Raw genomic sequence first — 21,343 nt, forward strand, 5'->3', positions numbered from 1 at the left:
AATTAGATACCCAAAATAATTCGAGTTACAGGAAGGCGGCAATTGAATGAGTTCCGATGAGTTGACACCAGTCAATGATTCGGGTGAATGAAAGCAGCCTACGCACATGTAGCTTGAAGTATGACGAGTATTTCACTTGAACAATGGAGAAGCGCAGTGCAAACCTTTAACGCCGATCTTGCTATTATCGGGGCCGGAGGCGCTGGTTTACGTGCAGCAATAGCCGCAGCGGAAGCCAACCCCCAACTGAAGATTGCTCTGATCTCGAAAGTATACCCGATGCGTAGCCATACTGTGGCCGCCGAAGGGGGATCAGCCGCCGTCACACAAGACCACGATACCTTTGACTATCATTTCCACGACACGGTAGCCGGTGGTGACTGGCTATGCGAACAAGATGTTGTTGACCATTTTGTCCACAGTTGCCCGCAAGAAATGGCACAGCTAGAAATTTGGGGCTGCCCATGGAGCCGCAAACCTGATGGCTCGGTTAACGTTCGCCGTTTTGGTGGGATGAAAATTGAGCGCACCTGGTTTGCTGCCGATAAAACCGGCTTCCATATGCTGCACACACTGTTCCAGACATCTTTGAAATATCCACAAATTCAACGATTTGATGAGCATTTCGTGTTAGATATTCTGGTCGATGACGGTCAGGCACGCGGCGTAGTTGCCATGAATATGATGGAAGGCACCCGTGTACAAATTCGTGCGAACGCGGTAATCATGGCGACCGGTGGCGCAGGCCGAGTTTATCGTTATAACACCAACGGTGGTATTGTTACCGGTGATGGTATGGGGATGGCATTTCACCACGGCGTTCCGCTGCGAGATATGGAATTTGTGCAATATCACCCAACTGGCTTGCCAGGTTCTGGCATCCTGATGACCGAAGGTTGTCGTGGTGAAGGCGGTATTCTGGTCAATAAAGACGGCTACCGTTATTTGCAGGATTATGGGATGGGACCAGAAACCCCACTCGGTGAACCCAAAAACAAATACATGGAATTAGGCCCACGCGATAAAGTTTCGCAAGCCTTCTGGCATGAATGGCGTGCTGGCCGCACCATCGCCACGCCACGTGGTGATGTGGTCTATCTGGATCTGCGCCATTTGGGCGAGAAAAAACTGCTTGAGCGCTTGCCGTTCATCTGTGAACTGGCAAAAGCTTATGTCGGTGTCGACCCGGTCAAAGAACCCATCCCAGTGCGCCCAACTGCGCATTACACCATGGGTGGTATCGAAACCAACCAACAGTGCGAAACCCGTATCAAAGGGCTGTTCGCGGTAGGTGAATGTTCTTCTGTTGGCTTACATGGCGCTAACCGCTTAGGTTCTAACTCACTGGCTGAGTTAGTGGTATTTGGTCGTGTTGCCGGTGAACAAGCAGCAGCGCGTGCCATGGAAACCGGCCCGGCAAATGGCAGTGCGCTAGATGCACAAACCCGTGATGTGGAAACCCGCCTAAGTAACCTCATGAAACAGGAAGGGACCGAGAATTGGTCTAAAATCCGCGATGAGATGGGTCTGTCAATGGAAGAAGGTTGCGGTATTTACCGCACACCAGAACTGATGCAGAAAACGGTGGATAAACTGGCCGAGTTGAAAGAGCGCTTCAAACGCGTGAAAATCACCGATACCTCCAGTGTTTTCAATACTGACTTGCTGTACACCATTGAGCTGGGTTACGGCTTGGATGTGGCTGAATGTATGGCTCACTCTGCACTTAACCGTAAAGAATCCCGTGGCGCGCATCAGCGTCTGGATGAAGGCTGCACCGAGCGTGATGATGTTAATTTCCTCAAACACACGCTGGCCTTCCATACTCCGGGTGGCGCCCCACGCCTTGAATACAGCGACGTTAAGATTACCAAGCTGGCACCGGCAAAACGTGTTTATGGTGGCGAAGCCACCGCACAAGATGCGAAAGATGCAAAAGATTTGAAGGATAAGGAGCAGGCGAATGACTGATATGAAACTCCTGAAAATGGAGGTCATGCGCTATAACCCGGAATGTGATAGCGAACCTCACTTCGAAACCTTTGAAGTACCTTATGATGAGCAGACCTCTCTGCTTGACGCGTTGGGCTACATCAAAGATAACCTGGCACCGGACCTCTCTTATCGCTGGTCTTGCCGAATGGCGATTTGCGGCTCATGCGGCATGATGGTCAATAAGGTTCCAAAACTTGCCTGTAAGACTTTCCTGCGCGAATACACTGGCGGAATGAAAGTCGAAGCACTGGGTAACTTCCCGATTGAACGTGATTTAGTCGTTGATATGACTCACTTTATTGAGAGTCTGGAAGCTATCAAACCTTACATCATTGGTAACGAGCGGAAACCGCAAGACGGCCCGAATAAGCAGACTCCGGCTCAGATGGCGAAATACCATCAGTTCTCCGGCTGTATTAACTGTGGCTTGTGCTATGCCGCTTGCCCGCAGTTTGGCTTGAATCCTGAGTTTATCGGCCCGGCAGCTATTACCCTGGCGCACCGTTACAATTTAGATAACCGTGACCACGGTAAAAAAGAGCGTATGCCACAGCTTAACGGTAAAAATGGTGTTTGGAGCTGTACCTTCGTTGGCTACTGCTCTGAAGTTTGTCCGAAACACGTTGATCCGGCTGCTGCTATCCAACAAGGCAAGGTCGAGAGTGCTAAAGACTTCATGATCGCCATGCTTAAACCACAATAAGGGAGGGGAGACAGTAATGACTACTAAACGTAAAGCTTATGTCCGCACCATGGCCCCAAACTGGTGGCAGAAGCTCGGTTTCTACCGTTTTTATATGGTGCGCGAAGGCACATCGATTCCGACAGTATGGTTCAGTGTTCTGTTGATTTACGGCGTGTTCGCGTTGAAAAGTGGCCCGGCGGGGTGGGAAGGCTTCGTTGGTTTCCTGCAAAACCCACTGGTGTTACTTTTCAATATTATTACGTTATTGGCCGCTGTGCTGCATACCAAAACCTGGTTTGAACTGGCACCGAAAGCCGCCAATATTATCGTTAATAGCGAAAAAATGGGTCCAGAGCCAATTATCAAGGCACTGTGGGTTGTGACTGTCGTGGCTACCGCGATTATTCTGGCCGTTGCCTTACTCTAACTCGGAGGAGAACAAGATGAATCAAGTCCCTAAACGCTCCGATGAACCTATCTTCTGGGGTCTGTTTGGCGCGGGTGGTATGTGGAGTGCAATCATTGCACCGGCGGTAATTCTGCTGGTTGCCATTTTGCTGCCGCTGGGTGCCTTCCCTGGTGATGCGTTGAGTTATGAGCGTATTCTGGCATTCTGTCAGAGTTTCATTGGCCGGGTCTTCCTGCTGCTGATGATTATTCTGCCACTGTGGTGCGGTTTACACCGTATCCATCACGCCATGCATGATTTGAAAATCCATGTCCCTGCCGGGAAATGGGTATTCTATGGTCTGGCAGCCATTCTGAGTGTGGTCACTATCATCGGTGTCCTGACGCTGTAATTATTCATGCCTGATCTGCGGCCTGCTCTTTAGCGGGCCGTTTTTTTCCGCACTCAGCTAATAACTCAGATTCATCTATTTGCGCCCCTGATAACTGATAGCTATTCTCAACCATAGAGTAATTATCAGAAAACTAAGGAACGCCAATGCGCCTGTGGTCAAAACTATCCGTATTAACTGCAACTCTGCTTTCGGTCGCCTGTAGCGTGACCCCGCCTAAAGACGTGAAAGTGGTTGATAACTTCCAACTCCCTCGCTACCTCGGCACCTGGTATGAAATAGCCCGGTTGGACCACTCTTTTGAACGTGGATTGGAGAGGGTCACCGCTAATTACACGCCCCGAGATGATGGTGGTGTAAAAGTCATTAACCGGGGTTATAACCCGCAGAAGCAGCAATGGCAGGAGAGTATCGGCAAAGCCTATTTTATTGGTTCCCCCCAACAAGCCTCGCTTAAAGTGTCATTCTTTGGACCTTTCTATGGTGGCTATAATGTCATTGATTTAGATGATAAATATCAGCATGCCTTAATTGCCGGCCCTAATCGGGATTATTTGTGGATTTTATCCCGTACGCCAACGATTGATACTCAGACCCGCGATCGCTTGGTTGCCGTAGCGAGGAATTATGGTTTCCCGGTTGATCAGTTGATATGGGTTAAGCAGGAAGGGCCGAGCGCAGAGATTAACAAGTAATAATGCTGTGTTTTAGCCTTCAATCTGTAACAGCAGATCGAACTATAACCCGATCTGCTTTTCATTTCGAAAGCGCTAAAGGCCCCTACCTGTTATGACGCCAACTTCAAGCCGATAATTCCGGCCAAAATCAGCCCCAAGCTAAACACCCGCGCCAAACTGGCAGACTCCCCAAGCAGTGCAATACCTAAAATAGCAGTACCTATCGCACCAATACCGGTCCAAACCGCATAGGCCGTGCCTGCCGGCAACGTTTTCATGGCATAGGCCAGTAAAAAGACACTGGCGGCCATCGCCACCAGAGTGATAACACTGGGTGTCAGCCGCGTAAAACCATGAGAATACTTCAGGCCAATAGCCCAAATAACTTCTAATAAACCAGCAATAACCAGAATAATCCAAGCCATGGTAACCACCTCGCTCAGGCGGGGTCGTCCCCGAAAAACAGATGCGTGCCCAGGTCGTCCCGAACAGCAGAAAGGTAAGAAGGATACGTTATCATGCTAAATAATAAGCAGCAATATTATGACCGATCAAAAACAAATCCGGCGGCAATCGCCGCCGTTAAGAATATAAACAGACGTTTATTCAGCGCTACGTTCAATCGCACTACCTGCACTTTGAACATCTTTGCCAACACCTTTCGTGGTGTTGCAGGCACTCAATGAAGAGATAACCAACAATGAAAAAATAATGGCGATGCTTTTCTTCAACATTATAAAGGCTCCTTATAGGGCATTTGGCTTACTCACCTTATAAGGATAGTCAAAAAAACAGCATTGCACTTTTTCCGACTCAATTAACAGCACAACAGTGCGCTATCGATAAAACCCACATCCGACAGGCCCAGATAGCAGAAAACCGCGTTTAAGCGGTTTTCTTTCATTCCCAGCGTATCTTATTTATTAAGACTTACTTAACGCGAGAAACATATTCGCCAGAGCGGGTATCAACTTTGATAACTTCGCCAACCTGTACGAATAATGGCACTTTGACTACGGCACCGGTACTCAGAGTTGCAGGCTTACCACCGGTACCGGCAGTGTCACCTTTTAGACCAGGGTCAGTGTCAGTGATTTCGAGTTCAACAAAGTTTGGTGGGCTGACAGCGATAGGCTGACCATTCCACAGAGTCACGATACATTCAGCCTGATCAATCAGCCATTTGTCGTTATCGCCAATGGCTTTGGCATCAGCTTGCAACTGCTCGTAAGTCTCGTTATTCATGAAGTGCCAGAACTCACCGTCGTTGTACAGGTAAGTCAGGTTCAAATCGTTAACGTCTGCGCCTTCGGCTGAGTCAGTAGATTTAAAGGTTTTTTCAACGCGTGAACCGGTCAGCAGGCGGCGCATTTTAACACGAGCAAAAGCTTGGCCTTTGCCTGGTTTTACGAACTCGCTGGCTTCAACTGCGTAAGGCTCGCCCTCGAACATGATTTTAAGACCGGGACGAAAATCGTTGCTATAATAAGTGGCCATAATGGTCCTCAAGAAACTGGTAGTTAAGCCTAAAAAATGGCAAGTATTGTAACCCGAAACATGCCAATTAGAGAAGATTGGTTGCAACAACTCGCCGATGTAATTACTGATCCGGCCGAATTGCTAAGAATTCTTTCCTTAAATGAACACCCTAACCTGCAACAAGGTATTGAGGCTCGTCGTTTATTCCCTCTCAGAGTACCTCGCGCTTTTGTTGCGCGTATGCGGCAGGGAGATCCGTCTGACCCATTATTGCTTCAGGTGCTGACCGCACGCGAAGAGTTTATCGCAGTACCCGGTTTTACCAATGACCCACTTGATGAACAACGCAGCGTCGTACCCGGCTTGTTGCACAAGTATCGCAACCGCGCACTGCTGCTGGTAAAAGGCGGCTGTGCCGTCAATTGCCGCTATTGTTTCCGCCGCCATTTCCCTTATCAGGATAACCAAGGCAACAAAGCCAATTGGCATCAGGCACTGGATTATATCCGCCAGCACCCAGAGCTAGACGAGATCATCTTTTCCGGCGGTGACCCACTCATGGCGAAAGACCACGAGCTCAGTTGGTTGCTGGATGAGCTGGAAAACATAGCTCACATCAAGCGCTTACGCATCCATACCCGGTTACCGGTGGTTATCCCTGACCGTATCACTGCGGCGCTATGTCAGCGGCTGGGTGATTCTCGATTACAAGTGCTGATGGTTACACATATAAACCACGCCAATGAAATCGATCAGCCTTTGCGGGACAGTATGGCACAGCTCAAACGGGCGGGTGTAACCCTCTTAAATCAGAGTGTGCTGTTGCGAGGGGTCAATGATGATGCCGAGGTATTGGCAACATTAAGCAATGCCTTGTTTGATGCTGGTATTCTGCCTTACTACATTCATGTACTGGATAAAGTGCAAGGTGCGGCTCACTTTATGGTCGATGATGACGAAGCACGGCTATTAATGAAAGGCCTGCTAAGCCGCGTATCCGGCTATTTGGTTCCCCGTTTAGCACGGGAAATCGGCGGTCAACCGAGCAAGACCCCGCTGGATCTCCGATTGATGCAGGATGAATAATTCGGGTGATAAATCTGCCGGGAGCAGATTTGAACGCGGCTTGCAGCGGCCTTGTAGAGGCGAGGCCCATGGATGGGCCGAGTAACGAGTGCAGCCAACACATCTGTAACTTGAAAGATGACGGCTGTAACAAACAGGGGATGCCATGGCATCCCCTGCTTTATTTAAATTATTGCTTGAGCTATCAAGGGCACTTATAAACTTCACCAACCATTTTGCTATCTAGTGGTGCAAAGCTTGATAAGAAGGTTTCGCTCGGGCTGGTAGCACCGTAAATTACGTTGCCGCCCATTGCTGCTGCTTTATTACGTAGGTCATTTGCTGCCCCACGCATAGAACTGCTTTCACCGCCACCACCTGAGAACCAGTTACTCTGAGTACCAGCCACCTGGCCGACCAACTGACATTCAGCACCAGGCTTGGTATCAGAGAATTTAACTTGCTCACCCGCCGAACTTAATTGGTTAGTGGAGCTACAACCCGCCAGCAACAGCGCTGCTGAAAGGCCAAGTAACACTTTAATCCGCATTTTTTTCCCCATTCGAAGTTGAGAATCACGCTAAAGATTACCAGAAAGCACCGCTGCCGCTTAGGCATCCGTTGCCGAAATTATCCAAATACTCGATGTCGAGCCTGATGGTTAATGATTAACAGTTTACACATTAAATTACTGCCACGACTAAAAAAAGTCCTGCAATCATCACACTGAATGAAATAAAACCGCTTTTATGATGGTTGGTTACGAAATTTGAACCAGAAAAGACTGAGTATAGGATAACACGGAGTAGCGTTATGGCAGATTTTGGTGGCAATAGATAAAACAAAAGCGAGCAGGTCACCCCACTCGCTTTCATCAACAGCTTGTCCCTTTTGCTACCAATCTAATGGCAGCTCAAAGGTTGGCAGCATTACATCATGCCGCCCATGCCGCCCATACCACCCATGCCGCCAGCGCCCATATCACCGCCTTTGTCATCACGTGGCAGGTCAGTGATCATGCACTCGGTAGTGATCATCAGACCAGCAATAGAGGCTGCGTACTGCAGAGCAGAACGAGTCACTTTAGTTGGATCCAAGATACCCATCGCGATCATGTCGCCGTATTCTTCAGTATAAGCGTTGTAGCCGTAGCTACCTGAACCCGCTTTAACGTTGTTCGCGATAACAGAGGCTTCTTCACCGGCGTTAACCACTATCTGACGCAGTGGAGATTCCATCGCACGCAGAGCAACTTTGATACCGACGTTCTGGTCTTCGTTATCACCTTTCAGACCCGATTTAGTGATAGCAGATGCAGCACGAATCAGTGCAACACCACCACCAGCCACTACGCCTTCTTCTACTGCCGCACGGGTTGCGTGCAGAGCATCTTCAACGCGTGCTTTCTTCTCTTTCATTTCAACTTCAGTTGCGGCACCAACTTTGATAACGGCAACGCCGCCAGCCAGTTTAGCGACACGCTCTTGCAGTTTTTCTTTGTCGTAGTCAGAAGTCGCATCTTCAATTTGCTGACGGATCTGAGTAACACGACCCTGGATTGACGCTTCGTCGCCTACGCCATCGATGATGATAGTGGTGTCTTTATTGATAACAACGCGTTTTGCCTGACCCAGATCTTCCAGAGTGGTTTTTTCCAGTTCCAGACCGATCTCTTCAGAGATAACAGTACCACCAGTCAGTGTCGCGATGTCTTGCAGCATAGCTTTACGACGGTCGCCGAAGCCAGGTGCTTTAACCGCTGCAACTTTAACAATACCGCGCATGGTGTTAACCACCAGAGTCGCCAGGGCTTCGCCTTCAACGTCTTCTGCGACAATCAGCAGTGGTTTACCGGCTTTCGCTACCGCTTCCAGCACTGGCAGCATTTCACGGATGTTAGAGATTTTCTTGTCAGCCAGCAGGATGAATGGGCTTTCAAGTTCAATAGAACCGGTTTCTGGTTTATTGATGAAGTAAGGAGACAGGTAACCACGGTCGAACTGCATACCTTCAACTACGTCCAGCTCGTCTTGCAGGCCTGAACCTTCTTCAACGGTGATAACGCCTTCTTTACCGACCTTTTCCATCGCTTGAGCGATAAGCTCACCTACGGTGGAGTCAGAGTTGGCAGAGATAGTCCCTACCTGAGCGATAGCTTTAGAATCAGAGCAAGGTACAGACAGTTTTTTCAGCTCTTCAACAGCAGCGATAACTGCTTTGTCGATACCGCGCTTCAGGTCCATTGGGTTCATGCCGGCCGCAACTGCTTTCAGGCCTTCAGTGATAATGGATTGAGCCAATACAGTTGCAGTAGTGGTACCGTCACCCGCAGCGTCATTCGCTTTAGAGGCAACTTCTTTAACCATCTGTGCACCCATGTTCTCAAACTTGTCTTCCAGTTCGATCTCACGCGCAACTGAAACACCATCTTTGGTGATAGTTGGAGAGCCAAAAGACTTGTCCAGAACTACGTTACGGCCTTTCGGGCCCAGGGTCACTTTCACTGCATCAGCAAGGATGTTTACGCCGCGTAGCATTTTGATGCGTGCGTCGTTACCGAATTTTACGTCTTTAGCTGCCATTGGTATTTCCCTTAACTCGTTCAGTTCAGAAGATTAGAGAGCGTGAATTACGCTTCAACAATTGCCAGAATGTCGCTTTCGGACATGATCAACACTTCTTCATGGTCGATCTTCTCTGACTTCACGCCGTAACCATCGTTGAAAATAACGACGTCGCCTACTTTCACATCCAGCGGCTTGATTTCGCCGTTATCCAGGATGCGACCATTGCCGACTGCCAGTACTTCACCACGAGTAGATTTACCCGCTGCAGTGCCAGTCAGAACGATGCCGCCAGCAGATTTGGATTCAACTTCTTTGCGCTTGACGATAACGCGGTCATGCAATGGACGAATTTTCATTGATAGCTCTCCTATGAGAAGGTCCGTATCAGATTTAGGATTAATATCGGTATGCCTTCATAACCGATACCGTGACATTCTAAGTGGGGGCAGCCTCTCATCCCTTCAAGGGAGGCGACAAAAAAAATTTCACTTTTTTTCACCCTGAGCAGGAAGATTCTCATCCCCCGGTTGCCTACCCACCACAGAAAGCCCTGTGATTTACTTTATAAATTTATGATTAATAAACAGGCCATTAGAATAAGCCCACAACTTACTTCTCATCTTTGAAACGATTATCTGTAGGTTTATCATCCTCATCGGGATGATGCTCTACGGTGAAGTGGTCATCAGCTTTGCGCTGAAACTCACCATCAAAGGTATTGCCACCGCCCATTGGGCCAGTACCATTGTGAGTAAAACCGCCACCACGATAAATATTCAGATGTGGCATCAGTTTTAGCGTTAACGATTTTTGAATCGGTGGTAATAACAGCAACAAACCGAGGAAGTCGGTGAAGAAGCCGGGGATCAACAGCAAGAAGCCAGCCAGGATCAGCGATACACTTTTAACCATCTCCGCCGCCGGACTTTCCCCGGCAGCCAGTTTTTGCTGCATCTGCATAAAGGTTTTTATCCCCTGGTTACGCACCAGAGAGATCCCCACACAGGAGCTAAGGATCACCAACAGCAGGGTAACCAACACACCCAATACGGCTGCAACCTTGATAAATATCGATATTTCTATATATGCCAATAAAAATATCAGCGCTAACGGTAACCAACGCACCGCATTCTCCTTATTCCAATCATTCAGTATCCCTCATCAGGTAAACCTGCCTGACAGATACCATGAAAACCTTGACCCGGCTGATGCTAACACGCCATTTTCCCTCGATTAGCGGATTGCAGCGTCAGCTCCCCCTTCAACGTGGGTCGACTACAGTAAAATGGTGATGGTTGGCTCTATTTTCAAGTTGCAGCCATACTTTTATTACTAATTAATCTAACTGTGAGAAGAATCACAGATATCAGATCATCTCGATTAATTCCGACCATATAGTGATCTCAGTTCAAGGCTTTTTGTCGCTAAGCAGCATATGATCCTGTCAGCAAGAAGATGAGTGGTTAATCTTTCCGCACTAAAGGTTCATAGCGGCATCATATTGCTCACGGCGGCATTATTAAATTAACAAATACAAAACAAGACAGCACAATAGAGAAGGTTCTCATGTCAAATAACATTCGTATTGAAGAAGACCTGTTAGGTACACGAGAAGTCCCCGCAGAGGCTTACTACGGTGTTCATACCCTGCGTGCGATTGAAAACTTCTATATCAGTAACAGCAAAATCAGTGATGTTCCAGAGTTTGTACGCGGCATGGTCATGGTAAAAAAAGCAGCGGCAATGGCGAACAAAGAGCTACACACTATCCCACGCAAAATCGCGGATATCATTATTCAGGCATGTGATGAAGTTCTGGATAAAGGGAAGTGCATGGATCAGTTCCCGGTTGACGTGTTCCAAGGCGGCGCCGGTACCTCTTTAAACATGAACACCAACGAAGTTCTGGCCAATATCGGTCTGGAGCTGATGGGCCACCAGAAGGGAGAGTATCAATACCTTAACCCTAACGACCATCTGAACAAATGCCAATCCACCAACGATGCCTACCCAACCGGTTTCCGCATTGCGGTTTATACTTCCATCATGAAGTTGATCGAGGCGATTGATCAGTTAAAAGAAGGTTTCGAAAGAAAATCCAAAGAATTCGAAAAAATCCTGAAAATGGGCCGTACTCAGTTACAGGATGCGGTGCCAATGACGCTGGGTCAGGAATTCAAAGCCTTTGCTATCTTATTAAAAGAAGAAACCAAGAACCTGCAACGTACCGCAGAATTGCTGCTGGAAGTTAACCTGGGTGCCACCGCTATAGGTACTGCGCTGAACACACCAGAAGGCTACTCACAGTTAGCAATACAGAAATTATCTGAAATCAGTGGCTTGGCTTGTGTTCCGGCGGAAGACCTGATCGAAGCTACCTCTGACTGTGGCGCTTACGTGATGGTGCACAGTGCGCTAAAACGCCTGGCCGTTAAGATGTCAAAAATCTGCAACGACTTACGTTTGCTGTCATCTGGCCCACGTACTGGCCTGAATGAAATCAATCTGCCAGAATTACAGGCAGGTTCTTCAATCATGCCGGCCAAAGTTAACCCGGTTATCCCTGAAGTCGTTAACCAGGTTTGTTTTAAGGTGATCGGTAACGACACTTGCATTACTATGGCGGCCGAAGCAGGCCAACTCCAGTTGAACGTTATGGAGCCAGTGATTGGTCAGGCTATGTTTGAGTCTATCCATATCCTGACAAACGCCTGTTATAACCTGTTGGAAAAATGCATTAACGGTATTACTGCCAACAAAGAGGTCTGCGAACGTTACGTCTTTAACTCCATCGGTATCGTCACCTATCTCAACCCATTCATTGGCCACCATAATGGTGACATCGTGGGTAAAATCTGTGCAGAAACCGGTAAAAATGTGCGGGAAGTTGTTCTGGAACGCGGCTTGTTGACTGAAGCTGAGCTGGACGACATTTTCTCTGTTGAGAACCTAATGCATCCGGCTTATAAAGCGAAACGTTATACCGATGAAAATGAACAATAAAATAATCATCCGGTAGCCCTGAAAGGCACGCATGCTCCTCTGGACGGCGTGCCTTTTTACTTTCTGGCAAACACAATTTTTTAACTTTAATTTTTCATTTGGATCAAGGAGTAAACACTATGATAGCCGTAGAGTTAGTCATCGTCCTGCTGGCCATTTTTTTAGGGGCCAGATTAGGTGGTATCGGTATCGGTTTTGCAGGCGGCATCGGTGTTTTGGTTTTAGCCATGATTGGCGTTAAACCCGGTAGCATTCCGTTCGATGTTATCTCAATTATTATGGCCGTTATTGCTGCAATCTCTGCGATGCAGGTAGCGGGCGGTATGGATTATCTGGTACAGCAAACTGAAAAGTTACTGCGTAAGAATCCAAAACACATCACCATTCTTGCTCCGCTGGTGACTTATTTTCTGACCATCTTTGCCGGGACAGGTAACATTTCTCTTTCAGCACTGCCCGTGATTGCAGAAGTGGCGAAAGAGCAAGGCATTAAACCTTGCCGCCCTCTGTCCACAGCAGTGGTCTCCGCACAGATAGCCATTACTGCCTCACCGATTTCTGCGGCAGTGGTTTACATGTCTTCCGTTATGGAAGGCCATGGCGTTAGCTATCTGCATCTGCTGATGATAGTCATCCCCTCTACCCTGTGTGCGGTGCTGGTGATGTCGCTGATCGTATCCTTGTGCTTTAACTCCAAACTGTCTGATGACCCTATCTATATCAAACGCTTGGAAGAAGGCTTAGTAACACTGCGTGGCGACACTGTAAAAGTTATCAAGCCACGGGCTAAAACGTCAGTGCTGCTGTTCCTGGCCGGCGTTCTTTGTGTGGTTGCCTACGCGATTATCAACAGCCCAAGTGTCGGTCTGGTTGCAACTCCGCTGATGAATACCACTAACGCCATCCTGATCATCATGCTGAGTGTGGCAACTATCACTACGCTGGTATGCTCGGTTGATACCGATTCAATCCTGAACTCCAGCACCTTCAAAGCCGGTATGAGTGCCTGTATCTGTATCCTGGGTGTAGCCTGGTTAGGTGATACCTTTGTACAGCACAACCTGGAGTGGATTAAAGAAACTGCGGGTAGCCTGATTCAGGCCCACTCATGGTTGCTGGCCGTTATCTTCTTCTTCTGTTCTGCACTGTTGTACTCTCAGGCTGCAACTGCCAAGGCGTTGATGCCAATGGCAATGGCCCTGAACGTGTCACCACTGGCAGCCATTGCTTCTTTCGCGGCGGTGTCTGGTCTGTTTATTCTGCCAACCTACCCAACATTGGTAGCCGCGGTACAAATGGATGACACTGGTACCACGCGTATTGGTCGTTTCGTGTTTAACCATCCATTCTTCATCCCTGGCACCATCGGGGTGGCGCTGGCCGTTTGCTTCGGCTTTGTGATGGGCAGTCTGGTTCTGTAAGCGTTTCGGGGCGCAATTCATTTGCGCCCCACTCACATCAACAATCTTCCTCTACAACGCTCATTGGCAACTTTCATCGAATCCATCTCACTGTTACATAAATCATCTTCTGACCTGCCCACGCTTCGCGCTATAGTATTCAGGCAAGTATTCAGGTAACGCGTATATTCAGCACGTTACGCTCCGCTTCGTCATATAAGCCGCGCAACCGATGAGGTTAAGATGTCTGATTGTGATGCAATTGTGGTATTGTGCACCGCCCCTGATGAAGCCAGCGCGCAAGATTTAGCCGCGCAGGTTCTGGGTGAGAAATTGGCCGCCTGTGCCACGCTGTTGCCCGGTGCAACCTCGATTTACTATTGGGAAGGTAAGCTCCAGCAAGAGTATGAAGTGCAACTCTTGTTTAAGAGCGATACAGATCATCAGCAAGCCCTTCTCAGTTACATCAAACAACATCACCCTTACCAGACACCGGAATTACTGGTGCTGCCGGTTCGGGGCGGAGATAAAGATTACCTGTCATGGCTCAACGCTTCATTACTCTGATTCTGCTGCTGTGCAGTGCTTTATTCGCACCGCACAGCGCACAGGCTTCACTATTTGGTGAGAGCTCCTCTCTTGGCCAAAAAAGCAGCCAGAGCCGGTTTCTTCCGGTCGATAGGGCGTTTGCCTTTGATTTTCGCCAACAAGGCGACCAGCTCACACTGAGTTGGCAGATTCATCCCGACTATTATCTGTATCGCCAGCAAATAAAAATTGTGCCACAGCACGCCACTCTCGGGGAATTTACTCTGCCAGAGGGTATTGCGCATCATGATGAGTTCTACGGCGAAGTGGCGATTTTCAAACAGCAGCTCGTGCTGAAAATCCCGATTTCGCAGGCTGCGGAAGGCGCGAGTGTCAGTGTCACCTATCAGGGCTGCGCCGAAGCTGGTTTCTGTTACCCGCCAGAAGTACGGGTGGTGCCGCTTAATGCCGTTATCGCAAGCTCTGCAACCGCCGCCGTTAACCCACAGGGCACGGCACAGCCCCGCCAAGAAAGCGCGCCCATACCGGCTGAATTACCCTTCTCACCACTATGGGCGCTGTTAATTGGTATCGGCATCGCCTTTACCCCCTGCGTATTGCCAATGTATCCGCTGATTTCCGCCATTATTCTTGGCCGTGAAAAGCCCCACAGCCAGCGGCGAATATTGATACTGGCGGTGGTGTACGTGCAGGGCATGGCGTTGACCTATACCTTGCTCGGTTTGGTGGTGGCGGCGGCTGGCTTACAATTTCAGGCCGCACTGCAACACCCGTATGTGTTGATTGGGCTATCGGTGCTGTTCGTATTATTAGCGCTATCGATGTTTGGCCTCTATTCGCTGCAACTGCCCTCGTCACTGCAAACCCGGTTGGTGCAGTGGAGTAGCAGCCAACGTGGCGGCTCGCTGGCCGGTGTCTTTGCCATGGGCGCACTGGCGGGCCTGATTTGCTCGCCGTGCACCACCGCGCCCCTCAGCGCCATTTTGCTGTATATCGCGCAAAGCGGAAATATGTTGGCCGGTGGCGGTACGTTGTATTTGTATGCGTTAGGTATGGGTATTCCACTGGTAGTTGTAACGCTGTTTGGCAACAAACTGATCCCACGTAGCGGCCCATGGATGCAATATGTCAAAGAAGCTTTCGGCTTTGTGATTCTGGCGCTGCCGGTATTTCTGCTGGAAAGAGTACTGGGTGATGTCTGGGGCTTGCGTTTATGGAGCCTGCTGGCCATCGCCTTCTTCGGCTGGGCATTTGTACTCAGCCTTAAAGCTCATTCTGGCTGGGCGCGGGCCTTACAGTTGTTGCTATTGGCAGCACTGTTAATCGCTGCCCGCCCGTTACAGGATTGGGCTTTTAATGGCAACACACAGCAGATTGAAATCAAACACTTAACCTTCCAGCCAGTGGCTAATTTGCCGCAATTACAGGCTGCATTAGCGCAAGCGCAGGGCAAGCCGGTGATGCTGGATTTGTATGCCGACTGGTGCGTGGCCTGTAAAGAGTTTGAGAAATATACCTTCAGTGATAGCTATGTTCAGCGCCAGCTCGTGGATACTGTGCTCATTCAGGCTGATGTTACTAGCAACAGCGCCGAACATGCGGCGATGTTGAAAGAACTCAAGGTGTTGGGCTTACCGACTATTCTATTTTTTGATGCGCAGGGTAAAGAAGTTCCCGCCGCCAGAGTGACCGGTTTTATGAACGCCGCTGAGTTCTTAGCACATTTGCAGCAAACCATGCCGCGCTAAGCCATGTGAATGGTCTGGCGCGGTAGGTTATCAATTACTGCACGGTAGCCGCATCGGATAAGCGCTTTTTCATCTGGCTATATTGTTGCTCAACATAGTGCTCCGCCGCGTTTTGATCACTAATCGCCTCAACCTTAACGGCACAATGCTTGAATTCCGGTGTTTTTGACACCGGATCAACATGATCCACCGTCAACTCATTACAAGCACCAATCCACCACTGATAGGTCATATACACCGCCCCCAGGTTGGCTCGATCGGTAACACTGGCACGGGCGATCACTTTGCCACGCCGCGAGGAGATCCAGATCAGTGCCTGATCAACCACACCGAGCTGGCTGGCATCCTCTGGGTGTATTTGTACATAGCCAGGCTCATCTGCCAGAATCTTCAATGTGGCGCAGTTACCGGTCATAGAGCGGCAACTGTAGTGGCCCACTTCCCGCACGGTGCAAAGTGCCAGTGGGTAATCAGGGTTAGTCTGCTCATGGGGCGGTTGCCATGGTGCACAACTGAGTAAGCCTTTACCGTCCTCAGTAGCAAACTGGCTATCAGTATAGAGATACGGCGTGCCGGGGTGATCTTCTGTCGGGCAAGGCCATTGAACATAACCCAAACCGGCCATTTTCTCGTAGGTTGCACCATAGAAGGGTGGGCACAGGTTGCGCATTTCATCCCAAATTTGGCGAGTGTTTTGATACGCCATTGGGTAACCCATTGCCGTGGATATCAGGCTAATTATTTCCCAGTCAGGCTTCACATCGCCTTTCGGCTCGATGGCTTTGTTAAAATGCTGGAAGCCACGATCGGCGCTGGTATAAACCCCTTCATGTTCACCCCACGAGGTCGCCGGGAGTACCACATCCGCCAATTCGGCGGTTTTAGTCATAAAGATATCCTGCACCACCACCAGCTCTAATGCCTCGAACGCGGCGCGCATTGCAGCCAAATCAGGTTCGGTCTGGATTGGATCTTCACCAAACACGTAATAGGCTTTCAACTTGCCTTCTGCAACTTTATGCGGCACATCAGTAATCGAGTAACCAATATGCGCGGGTAACTCAGGCACTCCCCAGGCAGCAGCGAAGCGGCTTCTGGCTTCATCATCAGTCACTTTCTCATAACCGGGGAAGGTATTGGGCAGCACGCCCATATCACACGCGCCCTGCACATTATTTTGGCCGCGTACCGGCCCGACACCGACATTTGGCCGCCCCAGATTACCGGTTAATAACGCCAGCGAAGACAAGCCCTTAACCACATCGACCGCCTGCCCCCATTGGGTGACGCCCATGCCCCACAAGATAGTGGCCGCCGGAGCAGCAGCATAAGTGCGCATGGCCTGTCGTACCGCTTGCGCCGGCAAGCCAGTAATGTGTTCAACATCCTCCGGGCGGTAATCTGCCACTCCAGCTTGCAGGTCTTCAAAACCGCGCGTATGTGCACGGACATAATTAGCGTCGTACAGTTTTTCTTCAATCAGCACATAGATAAAGGCATTCACCAGTGCCATATTCGCGCCATTTTTCAGTGCCAACCATTGATCAGCAATACGGGCGGTTTCAATATGGCGAGGATCGCAGACGATCAGTTTGGCTCCCTTGTTTTTGGCCTTGAGGATCCGTCTGGCAACAATCGGGTGAGAGTCAGCCGCGTTATAACCAAACACCAACACACAGTCGGTATTTTCAATCTCACCAATCGAGTTACTCATCGCCCCATTGCCCAGCGTTTGCTGCAATCCGGCTACCGAGGGGCCATGACACAGGCGAGCGCAACAATCGATATTGTTGGTGCCGATGGCGGCACGTGCCAACTTCTGCATCACATAGTTGGCCTCATTGCCTGGCCCCCTTGAGGAGCCAGTCATCATGATGGCATCCGCACCATGGCGTTTTTTTATTGCTTTGAGTTTGGTGGTAATAAAGGCAATGGCTTCTTGCCAGCTCACACGCTGAAATGCCTCACCCCGCTTATGCCGTAACAATGGCGCGCTCAGTCGTGGGGTTAGCAACCGGGTATCGTTGAGGAAATCCCAGCCATAGTAACCTTTCAGGCATAACTCCCCCTGATTTGTGACACCATTAGCCGGCTGAGCGCCAACAATTTCGCCATCCTCAACCAATAAATTTAATTTGCATCCAGAGCCGCAATAAGGGCAGACCGTGAGGATCTTTTCCATTTTATTATCCTTATGACCACAAAGGTTACCGGACGATACCCGGCGCAGCACCACGAGCAGCGCGCAATTGTCTGTCCCGCTGTAGCGTTTCCAACGCCATCGGCGTTACCAATTTCAATGCTTTGGTTGGGCAGACTTCTATACAGGCTGGGCCTGCCTCACGGGAATGGCATAAATCACATTTATGCGCTTGCGCCCGGACCATTGCGTCATGGCTTACCTGCTCAACCATATTCATCGCCCCGAATGGGCAGACCAACATGCAGGTTTTGCAGCCAATACAGCGAGATGCCATTACCTGAACCCCATGATTGCCAGTGACAATGGCACCGTTCGGGCAGGAGTTCTCGCAGGGCGCATCTTCACATTGATGACACAAGATTGGGGTGCTGACGGCAAAGCTTTTCATTACACTCAGGCGCGGATGAAACTGCTCTGGCGTAATGGTGCTGGCGTTATTATTGGTACTGTGTGCCACCACACAGGCAATTTCACAGGTGCGGCAACCAATGCACTGCGTCATATCGGCGATTACAAATCGGTTCATCTTCTCTCCTGGCCGCCGGGGTTATAAAACATTGAGATAATAAGCAATGCTTTCGGCCGCTTTGCGCCCCTCGGCAATGGCCGTGACAATCAGATCTGCGCCACGCACGATGTCACCACCCGCAAAGATTTTTGGGTTACTGGTTTGATACGGGTAACCGGAAATCGTCGGTGCGACCACTCGCCCCTGCTTATCCAGCACCACATTGTGTTCCGCCAGCCACGACATACGGTGCGGGCTAAAACCAAAGGCCATAATTACCGCGTCGGCCGGAATAATGTGCTCGGAGCCGGTGATTGGGCGGGCCTGCCGCCGCCCTTTAGCATCTGCCTGCCCCATTTCAGTTCGAACCATTTTGATACCAGTAACCTGCCCCTGTTCATCCACCTCAATCTTTTGTGGCTGAAGATTGAACATAAATTCGGCCCCCTCCTCGCGCGCATTTTTCACCTCTCGCTTGGAGCCAGGCATGTTCTTTTCATCACGACGGTAAGCACAAATCACGCTGCTAGCACCATGGCGCAACGAAGTACGCACACAATCCATCGCAGTATCGCCGCCGCCCAAAACCACTACCCGTTGGTTTTCCATGCTGACATAAGGGTGAGCACCACTGCCCGCGTACCCCATCAGGTGTTGGGTATTGCCGATCAGGAATGGCAATGCATCTTAAACCCCTTGAGCATCCTCATTTTCCAACCCGGAGCGCATTGAACGGTATGTTCCCACGCCGAGGAATAGGGCATCGAAATCACTAAGCAGGCTCTCCATGGTGATATCCCGCCCAATCTCGGTATTTAGGCAGAACTCGACACCCATCTCGCTAAAAATCTCACGCCGACGGGTCATCACACCTTTCTCTAATTTGAATGCCGGAATACCAAAGGTTAACAAACCACCGATTTCGGGATAACGATCAAACACCACCGGTGTAATGCCGTTACGGACCAGAATATCCGCACACCCTAACCCCGCAGGCCCTGCACCGATGATAGCAACACGTTTACCCGTGGGTTTGACTTGCGACATATCCGGCCGCCAGCCGGTGGCTAATGCCGTTTCCGTAATATGCCGTTCAATCTGACCAATCGTCACTGCGCCATCGTGGTCGTTTAAAGTACAAGCTTGTTCACACAAACGGTCCTGCGGGCAAACTCGGCCACATATCTCTGGCAAACTACTGGTTTGGTGGGATAACTCAGCTGCTTCATGAATACGGCCCTGATGAGCCAATGAAATCCATTTCGGGATAGCGTTATGTAGCGGGCAGGTCCACTGACAGATGGTCTTATCACCGCAATTTAAACAACGTTCAGCCTGCTCATGGATTTGGCCTTCAGTGAACGGCAGATAGATCTCGGCAAAACTTGCCTTACGCTCCGCCAGTGGGATTTTTTTAGGCTCAAGGCGCGGTGTTCGTGGCCGCTGCAATAGATTAACCGGTGCCGCATCACGAATATTTTTGCTCAGTGGGCTGAATGAGTGCGCCGCGCCAGCAGAAGTAGCACTACTGAACAAACGGCCATTGTGCTCATTCAATGCGGTGCGCTGGCGCTTTTGCTGCTGTTGCCGGAGTAGATAATGTTGATCAACCAGTGTCAGGGCCTGCGTCGGACAGGTTTTGATACAAGCAGGGCCATCAGGCTGATCAATACAAAGGTCGCATTTCTGTGCTTCAGTACGTTGATAGGCATCGGCCAGACGATGACTCGCAGGTTGTACCGTCTCGGTGACCACCGTCATCATGCCAAACGGGCAGGCGATCATGCAGGTTTTGCAGCCGATACATTTTTCCTGAATAACCTGAACACTGTTATTCAACTCAACGATGGCACCATTCGGGCAAGTGCTGGCACAAGGGGCATCTTCACAATGGTGACAAAAGACCGCAGTGGCACTTTGGTTACCTTTAAATACTTTCACCCGAGGTGTGAAATAGTCAGGTTTATCAGGGAATGTCCCCTCATGATGAGCGACAACACAAGCTACTTCACAGCTGCGACAGCCAATACAACTTTCGGCGTCAGCCACAATAAATGGATTCATCTTATTTCTTCCCAGAAGTCACGCCATTGCCGGATAAATAATTATTATTTGCAACAACTATTCACAACTCTATCAAATCATTAACCTTACAAACATAGTGTCTATAATGTTGTATTATTACAATTAATTTTTAATGCAAAAGAATCGTGCCATTGCTGATATTTCGGGATAATTAAATAGGCAAATGCACGAAGATAAAGAGTAATAAATAGCGGGAAGAATCGATTAAGCACAGTTATTTCACCCAGTTATTTACAATAATAAAGAGATTTAACCCGGACAATGTTAATTAGATGTTTATTTACCCCATCTGAATACTAAAGATAATTTTGATCCAGATCAGTTTATTATCAGGATTAAAAATAATCTCATTGGAATATAACCAAACTAGTTGCTGTTGCGGCAAGACCGCTCGCACCGTCGCAACCTCAAGTCCGACGGGTATTTGTGATGATAACCCCACTTCGCTGTACAGCCACACAACAATTAAATAATTTAGCCGCGTTTTTTTGGGCCTATGCACAATGCGAATTATTTCCCCGCTCCATATAATGTATCTGGCGCTAACGAAGACATTTATGAAAATTGATTCTTTTATTT

The 21,343-nt window shown here is 49.3% G+C and carries 20 protein-coding genes and 2 pseudogenes; 10 read left to right on the forward strand and 12 right to left on the reverse strand.

Annotated elements, in window-relative coordinates; all coding sequences use genetic code 11:
• Nucleotides 1–156: 156 nt before the first annotated feature.
• The 5 genes from frdA to blc all read left to right on the forward strand — a co-directional run bounded on the left by frdA (nucleotide 157) and on the right by blc (nucleotide 4,175).
• Nucleotides 157–1,971, forward strand: coding sequence for a fumarate reductase (quinol) flavoprotein subunit (frdA, locus tag V2A85_RS12300; RefSeq protein WP_372557817.1), 1,815 nt, complete (start codon nucleotides 157–159; stop codon nucleotides 1,969–1,971).
• On the forward strand, nucleotides 1,964–2,698 hold the full coding sequence (locus V2A85_RS12305) for a succinate dehydrogenase/fumarate reductase iron-sulfur subunit (RefSeq protein WP_372557816.1): 735 nt from the start codon (nucleotides 1,964–1,966) through the stop codon (nucleotides 2,696–2,698). Before frdA ends, V2A85_RS12305 begins: the two co-directional genes overlap by 8 nt.
• 16 nt (nucleotides 2,699–2,714) lie before the next feature.
• Nucleotides 2,715–3,107 (forward strand): fumarate reductase subunit FrdC, encoded by a 393-nt coding sequence (gene frdC, locus V2A85_RS12310; protein ID WP_372557815.1) that lies wholly within the window; start codon nucleotides 2,715–2,717, stop codon nucleotides 3,105–3,107.
• 16 nt (nucleotides 3,108–3,123) lie between these two features.
• Entirely contained in the window at nucleotides 3,124–3,480 is a 357-nt protein-coding gene (gene frdD, locus V2A85_RS12315; RefSeq protein ID WP_372557814.1) for a fumarate reductase subunit FrdD, read from the forward strand.
• A 146-nt stretch (nucleotides 3,481–3,626) separates the two neighbouring features.
• Nucleotides 3,627–4,175, forward strand: coding sequence for an outer membrane lipoprotein Blc (blc, locus tag V2A85_RS12320; RefSeq protein WP_420071542.1), 549 nt, complete (start codon nucleotides 3,627–3,629; stop codon nucleotides 4,173–4,175).
• A gap of 92 nt (nucleotides 4,176–4,267) precedes the next feature.
• Here the strand turns inward: blc and sugE are convergent, their stop codons facing one another.
• The 3 genes from sugE to efp form a co-directional block, all read right to left on the reverse strand.
• Nucleotides 4,268–4,582, reverse strand: coding sequence for a quaternary ammonium compound efflux SMR transporter SugE (gene sugE / locus V2A85_RS12325; protein WP_050085676.1), 315 nt, complete (start codon nucleotides 4,580–4,582; stop codon nucleotides 4,268–4,270).
• A 177-nt stretch (nucleotides 4,583–4,759) separates the two neighbouring features.
• Nucleotides 4,760–4,891 carry an entericidin A/B family lipoprotein gene (locus V2A85_RS12330; RefSeq protein ID WP_004392446.1) on the reverse strand — a complete coding sequence of 44 codons (132 nt, stop codon included), beginning with the start codon at nucleotides 4,889–4,891 and terminating at the stop codon, nucleotides 4,760–4,762.
• Nucleotides 4,892–5,087: 196 nt separating this feature from the next.
• Entirely contained in the window at nucleotides 5,088–5,654 is a 567-nt protein-coding gene (gene efp, locus V2A85_RS12335) for an elongation factor P (RefSeq protein WP_083161001.1), read from the reverse strand.
• Nucleotides 5,655–5,690: 36 nt separating this feature from the next.
• On the opposite strand from efp, the gene epmB reads away from it, so the two are divergent.
• Complete coding sequence (epmB, locus tag V2A85_RS12340) at nucleotides 5,691–6,722, forward strand: EF-P beta-lysylation protein EpmB (RefSeq protein ID WP_372557812.1); 1,032 nt, start codon at nucleotides 5,691–5,693, stop codon at nucleotides 6,720–6,722.
• A gap of 184 nt (nucleotides 6,723–6,906) precedes the next feature.
• On the opposite strand, the gene V2A85_RS12345 is transcribed toward epmB, so the two are convergent.
• The 4 genes from V2A85_RS12345 to V2A85_RS12360 all read right to left on the reverse strand — a co-directional run bounded on the left by V2A85_RS12345 (nucleotide 6,907) and on the right by V2A85_RS12360 (nucleotide 10,393).
• Nucleotides 6,907–7,251: a DUF4156 domain-containing protein gene (locus V2A85_RS12345; RefSeq protein ID WP_032906818.1), complete on the reverse strand. Its 345-nt coding sequence runs from the start codon at nucleotides 7,249–7,251 to the stop codon at nucleotides 6,907–6,909.
• Between the two features lie 379 nt (nucleotides 7,252–7,630).
• Nucleotides 7,631–9,283, reverse strand: coding sequence for a chaperonin GroEL (gene groL, locus V2A85_RS12350; RefSeq protein WP_083161005.1), 1,653 nt, complete (start codon nucleotides 9,281–9,283; stop codon nucleotides 7,631–7,633).
• A 47-nt stretch (nucleotides 9,284–9,330) separates the two neighbouring features.
• Nucleotides 9,331–9,624: a co-chaperone GroES gene (locus V2A85_RS12355; protein WP_048618980.1), complete on the reverse strand. Its 294-nt coding sequence runs from the start codon at nucleotides 9,622–9,624 to the stop codon at nucleotides 9,331–9,333.
• Between the two features lie 253 nt (nucleotides 9,625–9,877).
• A complete protein-coding gene (locus tag V2A85_RS12360; protein ID WP_083161007.1) occupies nucleotides 9,878–10,393 on the reverse strand; it encodes an FxsA family protein in 516 nt (171 codons plus the stop codon).
• A gap of 441 nt (nucleotides 10,394–10,834) precedes the next feature.
• Between V2A85_RS12360 and aspA the strand changes: the two genes are divergently transcribed.
• From aspA to V2A85_RS12380, 4 genes are all read left to right on the forward strand, one after another.
• The gene (aspA, locus tag V2A85_RS12365; RefSeq protein ID WP_372557810.1) at nucleotides 10,835–12,271 is read left to right on the forward strand and encodes an aspartate ammonia-lyase; all 1,437 of its coding nucleotides are present in this window, start codon (nucleotides 10,835–10,837) and stop codon (nucleotides 12,269–12,271) included.
• A 119-nt stretch (nucleotides 12,272–12,390) separates the two neighbouring features.
• Complete coding sequence (locus V2A85_RS12370; RefSeq protein WP_083161011.1) at nucleotides 12,391–13,692, forward strand: anaerobic C4-dicarboxylate transporter; 1,302 nt, start codon at nucleotides 12,391–12,393, stop codon at nucleotides 13,690–13,692.
• A gap of 222 nt (nucleotides 13,693–13,914) precedes the next feature.
• A complete protein-coding gene (cutA, locus tag V2A85_RS12375) occupies nucleotides 13,915–14,238 on the forward strand; it encodes a divalent cation tolerance protein CutA (RefSeq protein ID WP_420071543.1) in 324 nt (107 codons plus the stop codon).
• Nucleotides 14,214–15,968, forward strand: coding sequence for a protein-disulfide reductase DsbD (locus V2A85_RS12380; protein WP_372557808.1), 1,755 nt, complete (start codon nucleotides 14,214–14,216; stop codon nucleotides 15,966–15,968). The genes cutA and V2A85_RS12380 overlap by 25 nt, the downstream gene beginning before the upstream one ends.
• Before the next feature lie 34 nt (nucleotides 15,969–16,002).
• Here V2A85_RS12380 and fdhF read toward each other — a convergent pair whose 3' ends face one another.
• From fdhF to V2A85_RS12405, 5 genes and pseudogenes are all read right to left on the reverse strand, one after another.
• On the reverse strand, nucleotides 16,003–18,150 hold the full coding sequence (gene fdhF / locus V2A85_RS12385) for a formate dehydrogenase subunit alpha (protein ID WP_420071544.1): 2,148 nt from the start codon (nucleotides 18,148–18,150) through the stop codon (nucleotides 16,003–16,005).
• 25 nt (nucleotides 18,151–18,175) lie between these two features.
• Entirely contained in the window at nucleotides 18,176–18,697 is a 522-nt protein-coding gene (locus tag V2A85_RS12390; protein WP_420071545.1) for a 4Fe-4S dicluster domain-containing protein, read from the reverse strand.
• Between the two features lie 21 nt (nucleotides 18,698–18,718).
• Nucleotides 18,719–20,128 (reverse strand): annotated as a pseudogene (locus V2A85_RS12395) (FAD-dependent oxidoreductase).
• A 168-nt stretch (nucleotides 20,129–20,296) separates the two neighbouring features.
• Nucleotides 20,297–20,743: pseudogene (locus V2A85_RS12400) on the reverse strand (4Fe-4S binding protein); the annotation flags it as partial.
• Between the two features lie 301 nt (nucleotides 20,744–21,044).
• The coding region (locus V2A85_RS12405) for a hypothetical protein (protein WP_420071546.1) at nucleotides 21,045–21,343 on the reverse strand (299 nt) is incomplete at its 5' end.

Origin of the sequence: Yersinia sp. 1252 StPb PI, assembly GCF_048593885.1 — a bacterium.
GTDB lineage: Bacteria > Pseudomonadota > Gammaproteobacteria > Enterobacterales > Enterobacteriaceae > Yersinia > Yersinia enterocolitica_E.

Coding starts and splice junctions, on each gene's coding strand:
- aspA (WP_372557810.1), top strand. CDS start 10,835: ATGTCAAATAACATTCGTATTGAAGAAGACCTGTTAGGTACACGAGAA.
- V2A85_RS12390 (WP_420071545.1), bottom strand. CDS start 18,697: ATGAACCGATTTGTAATCGCCGATATGACGCAGTGCATTGGTTGCCGC.
- V2A85_RS12305 (WP_372557816.1), top strand. CDS start 1,964: ATGACTGATATGAAACTCCTGAAAATGGAGGTCATGCGCTATAACCCG.
- fdhF (WP_420071544.1), bottom strand. CDS start 18,150: ATGGAAAAGATCCTCACGGTCTGCCCTTATTGCGGCTCTGGATGCAAA.
- blc (WP_420071542.1), top strand. CDS start 3,627: ATGCGCCTGTGGTCAAAACTATCCGTATTAACTGCAACTCTGCTTTCG.
- V2A85_RS12330 (WP_004392446.1), bottom strand. CDS start 4,891: ATGTTGAAGAAAAGCATCGCCATTATTTTTTCATTGTTGGTTATCTCT.
- frdC (WP_372557815.1), top strand. CDS start 2,715: ATGACTACTAAACGTAAAGCTTATGTCCGCACCATGGCCCCAAACTGG.
- V2A85_RS12345 (WP_032906818.1), bottom strand. CDS start 7,251: ATGCGGATTAAAGTGTTACTTGGCCTTTCAGCAGCGCTGTTGCTGGCG.
- groL (WP_083161005.1), bottom strand. CDS start 9,283: ATGGCAGCTAAAGACGTAAAATTCGGTAACGACGCACGCATCAAAATG.
- efp (WP_083161001.1), bottom strand. CDS start 5,654: ATGGCCACTTATTATAGCAACGATTTTCGTCCCGGTCTTAAAATCATG.
- cutA (WP_420071543.1), top strand. CDS start 13,915: ATGTCTGATTGTGATGCAATTGTGGTATTGTGCACCGCCCCTGATGAA.
- V2A85_RS12380 (WP_372557808.1), top strand. CDS start 14,214: ATGGCTCAACGCTTCATTACTCTGATTCTGCTGCTGTGCAGTGCTTTA.
- epmB (WP_372557812.1), top strand. CDS start 5,691: ATGGCAAGTATTGTAACCCGAAACATGCCAATTAGAGAAGATTGGTTG.
- sugE (WP_050085676.1), bottom strand. CDS start 4,582: ATGGCTTGGATTATTCTGGTTATTGCTGGTTTATTAGAAGTTATTTGG.
- V2A85_RS12355 (WP_048618980.1), bottom strand. CDS start 9,624: ATGAAAATTCGTCCATTGCATGACCGCGTTATCGTCAAGCGCAAAGAA.
- frdD (WP_372557814.1), top strand. CDS start 3,124: ATGAATCAAGTCCCTAAACGCTCCGATGAACCTATCTTCTGGGGTCTG.
- V2A85_RS12370 (WP_083161011.1), top strand. CDS start 12,391: ATGATAGCCGTAGAGTTAGTCATCGTCCTGCTGGCCATTTTTTTAGGG.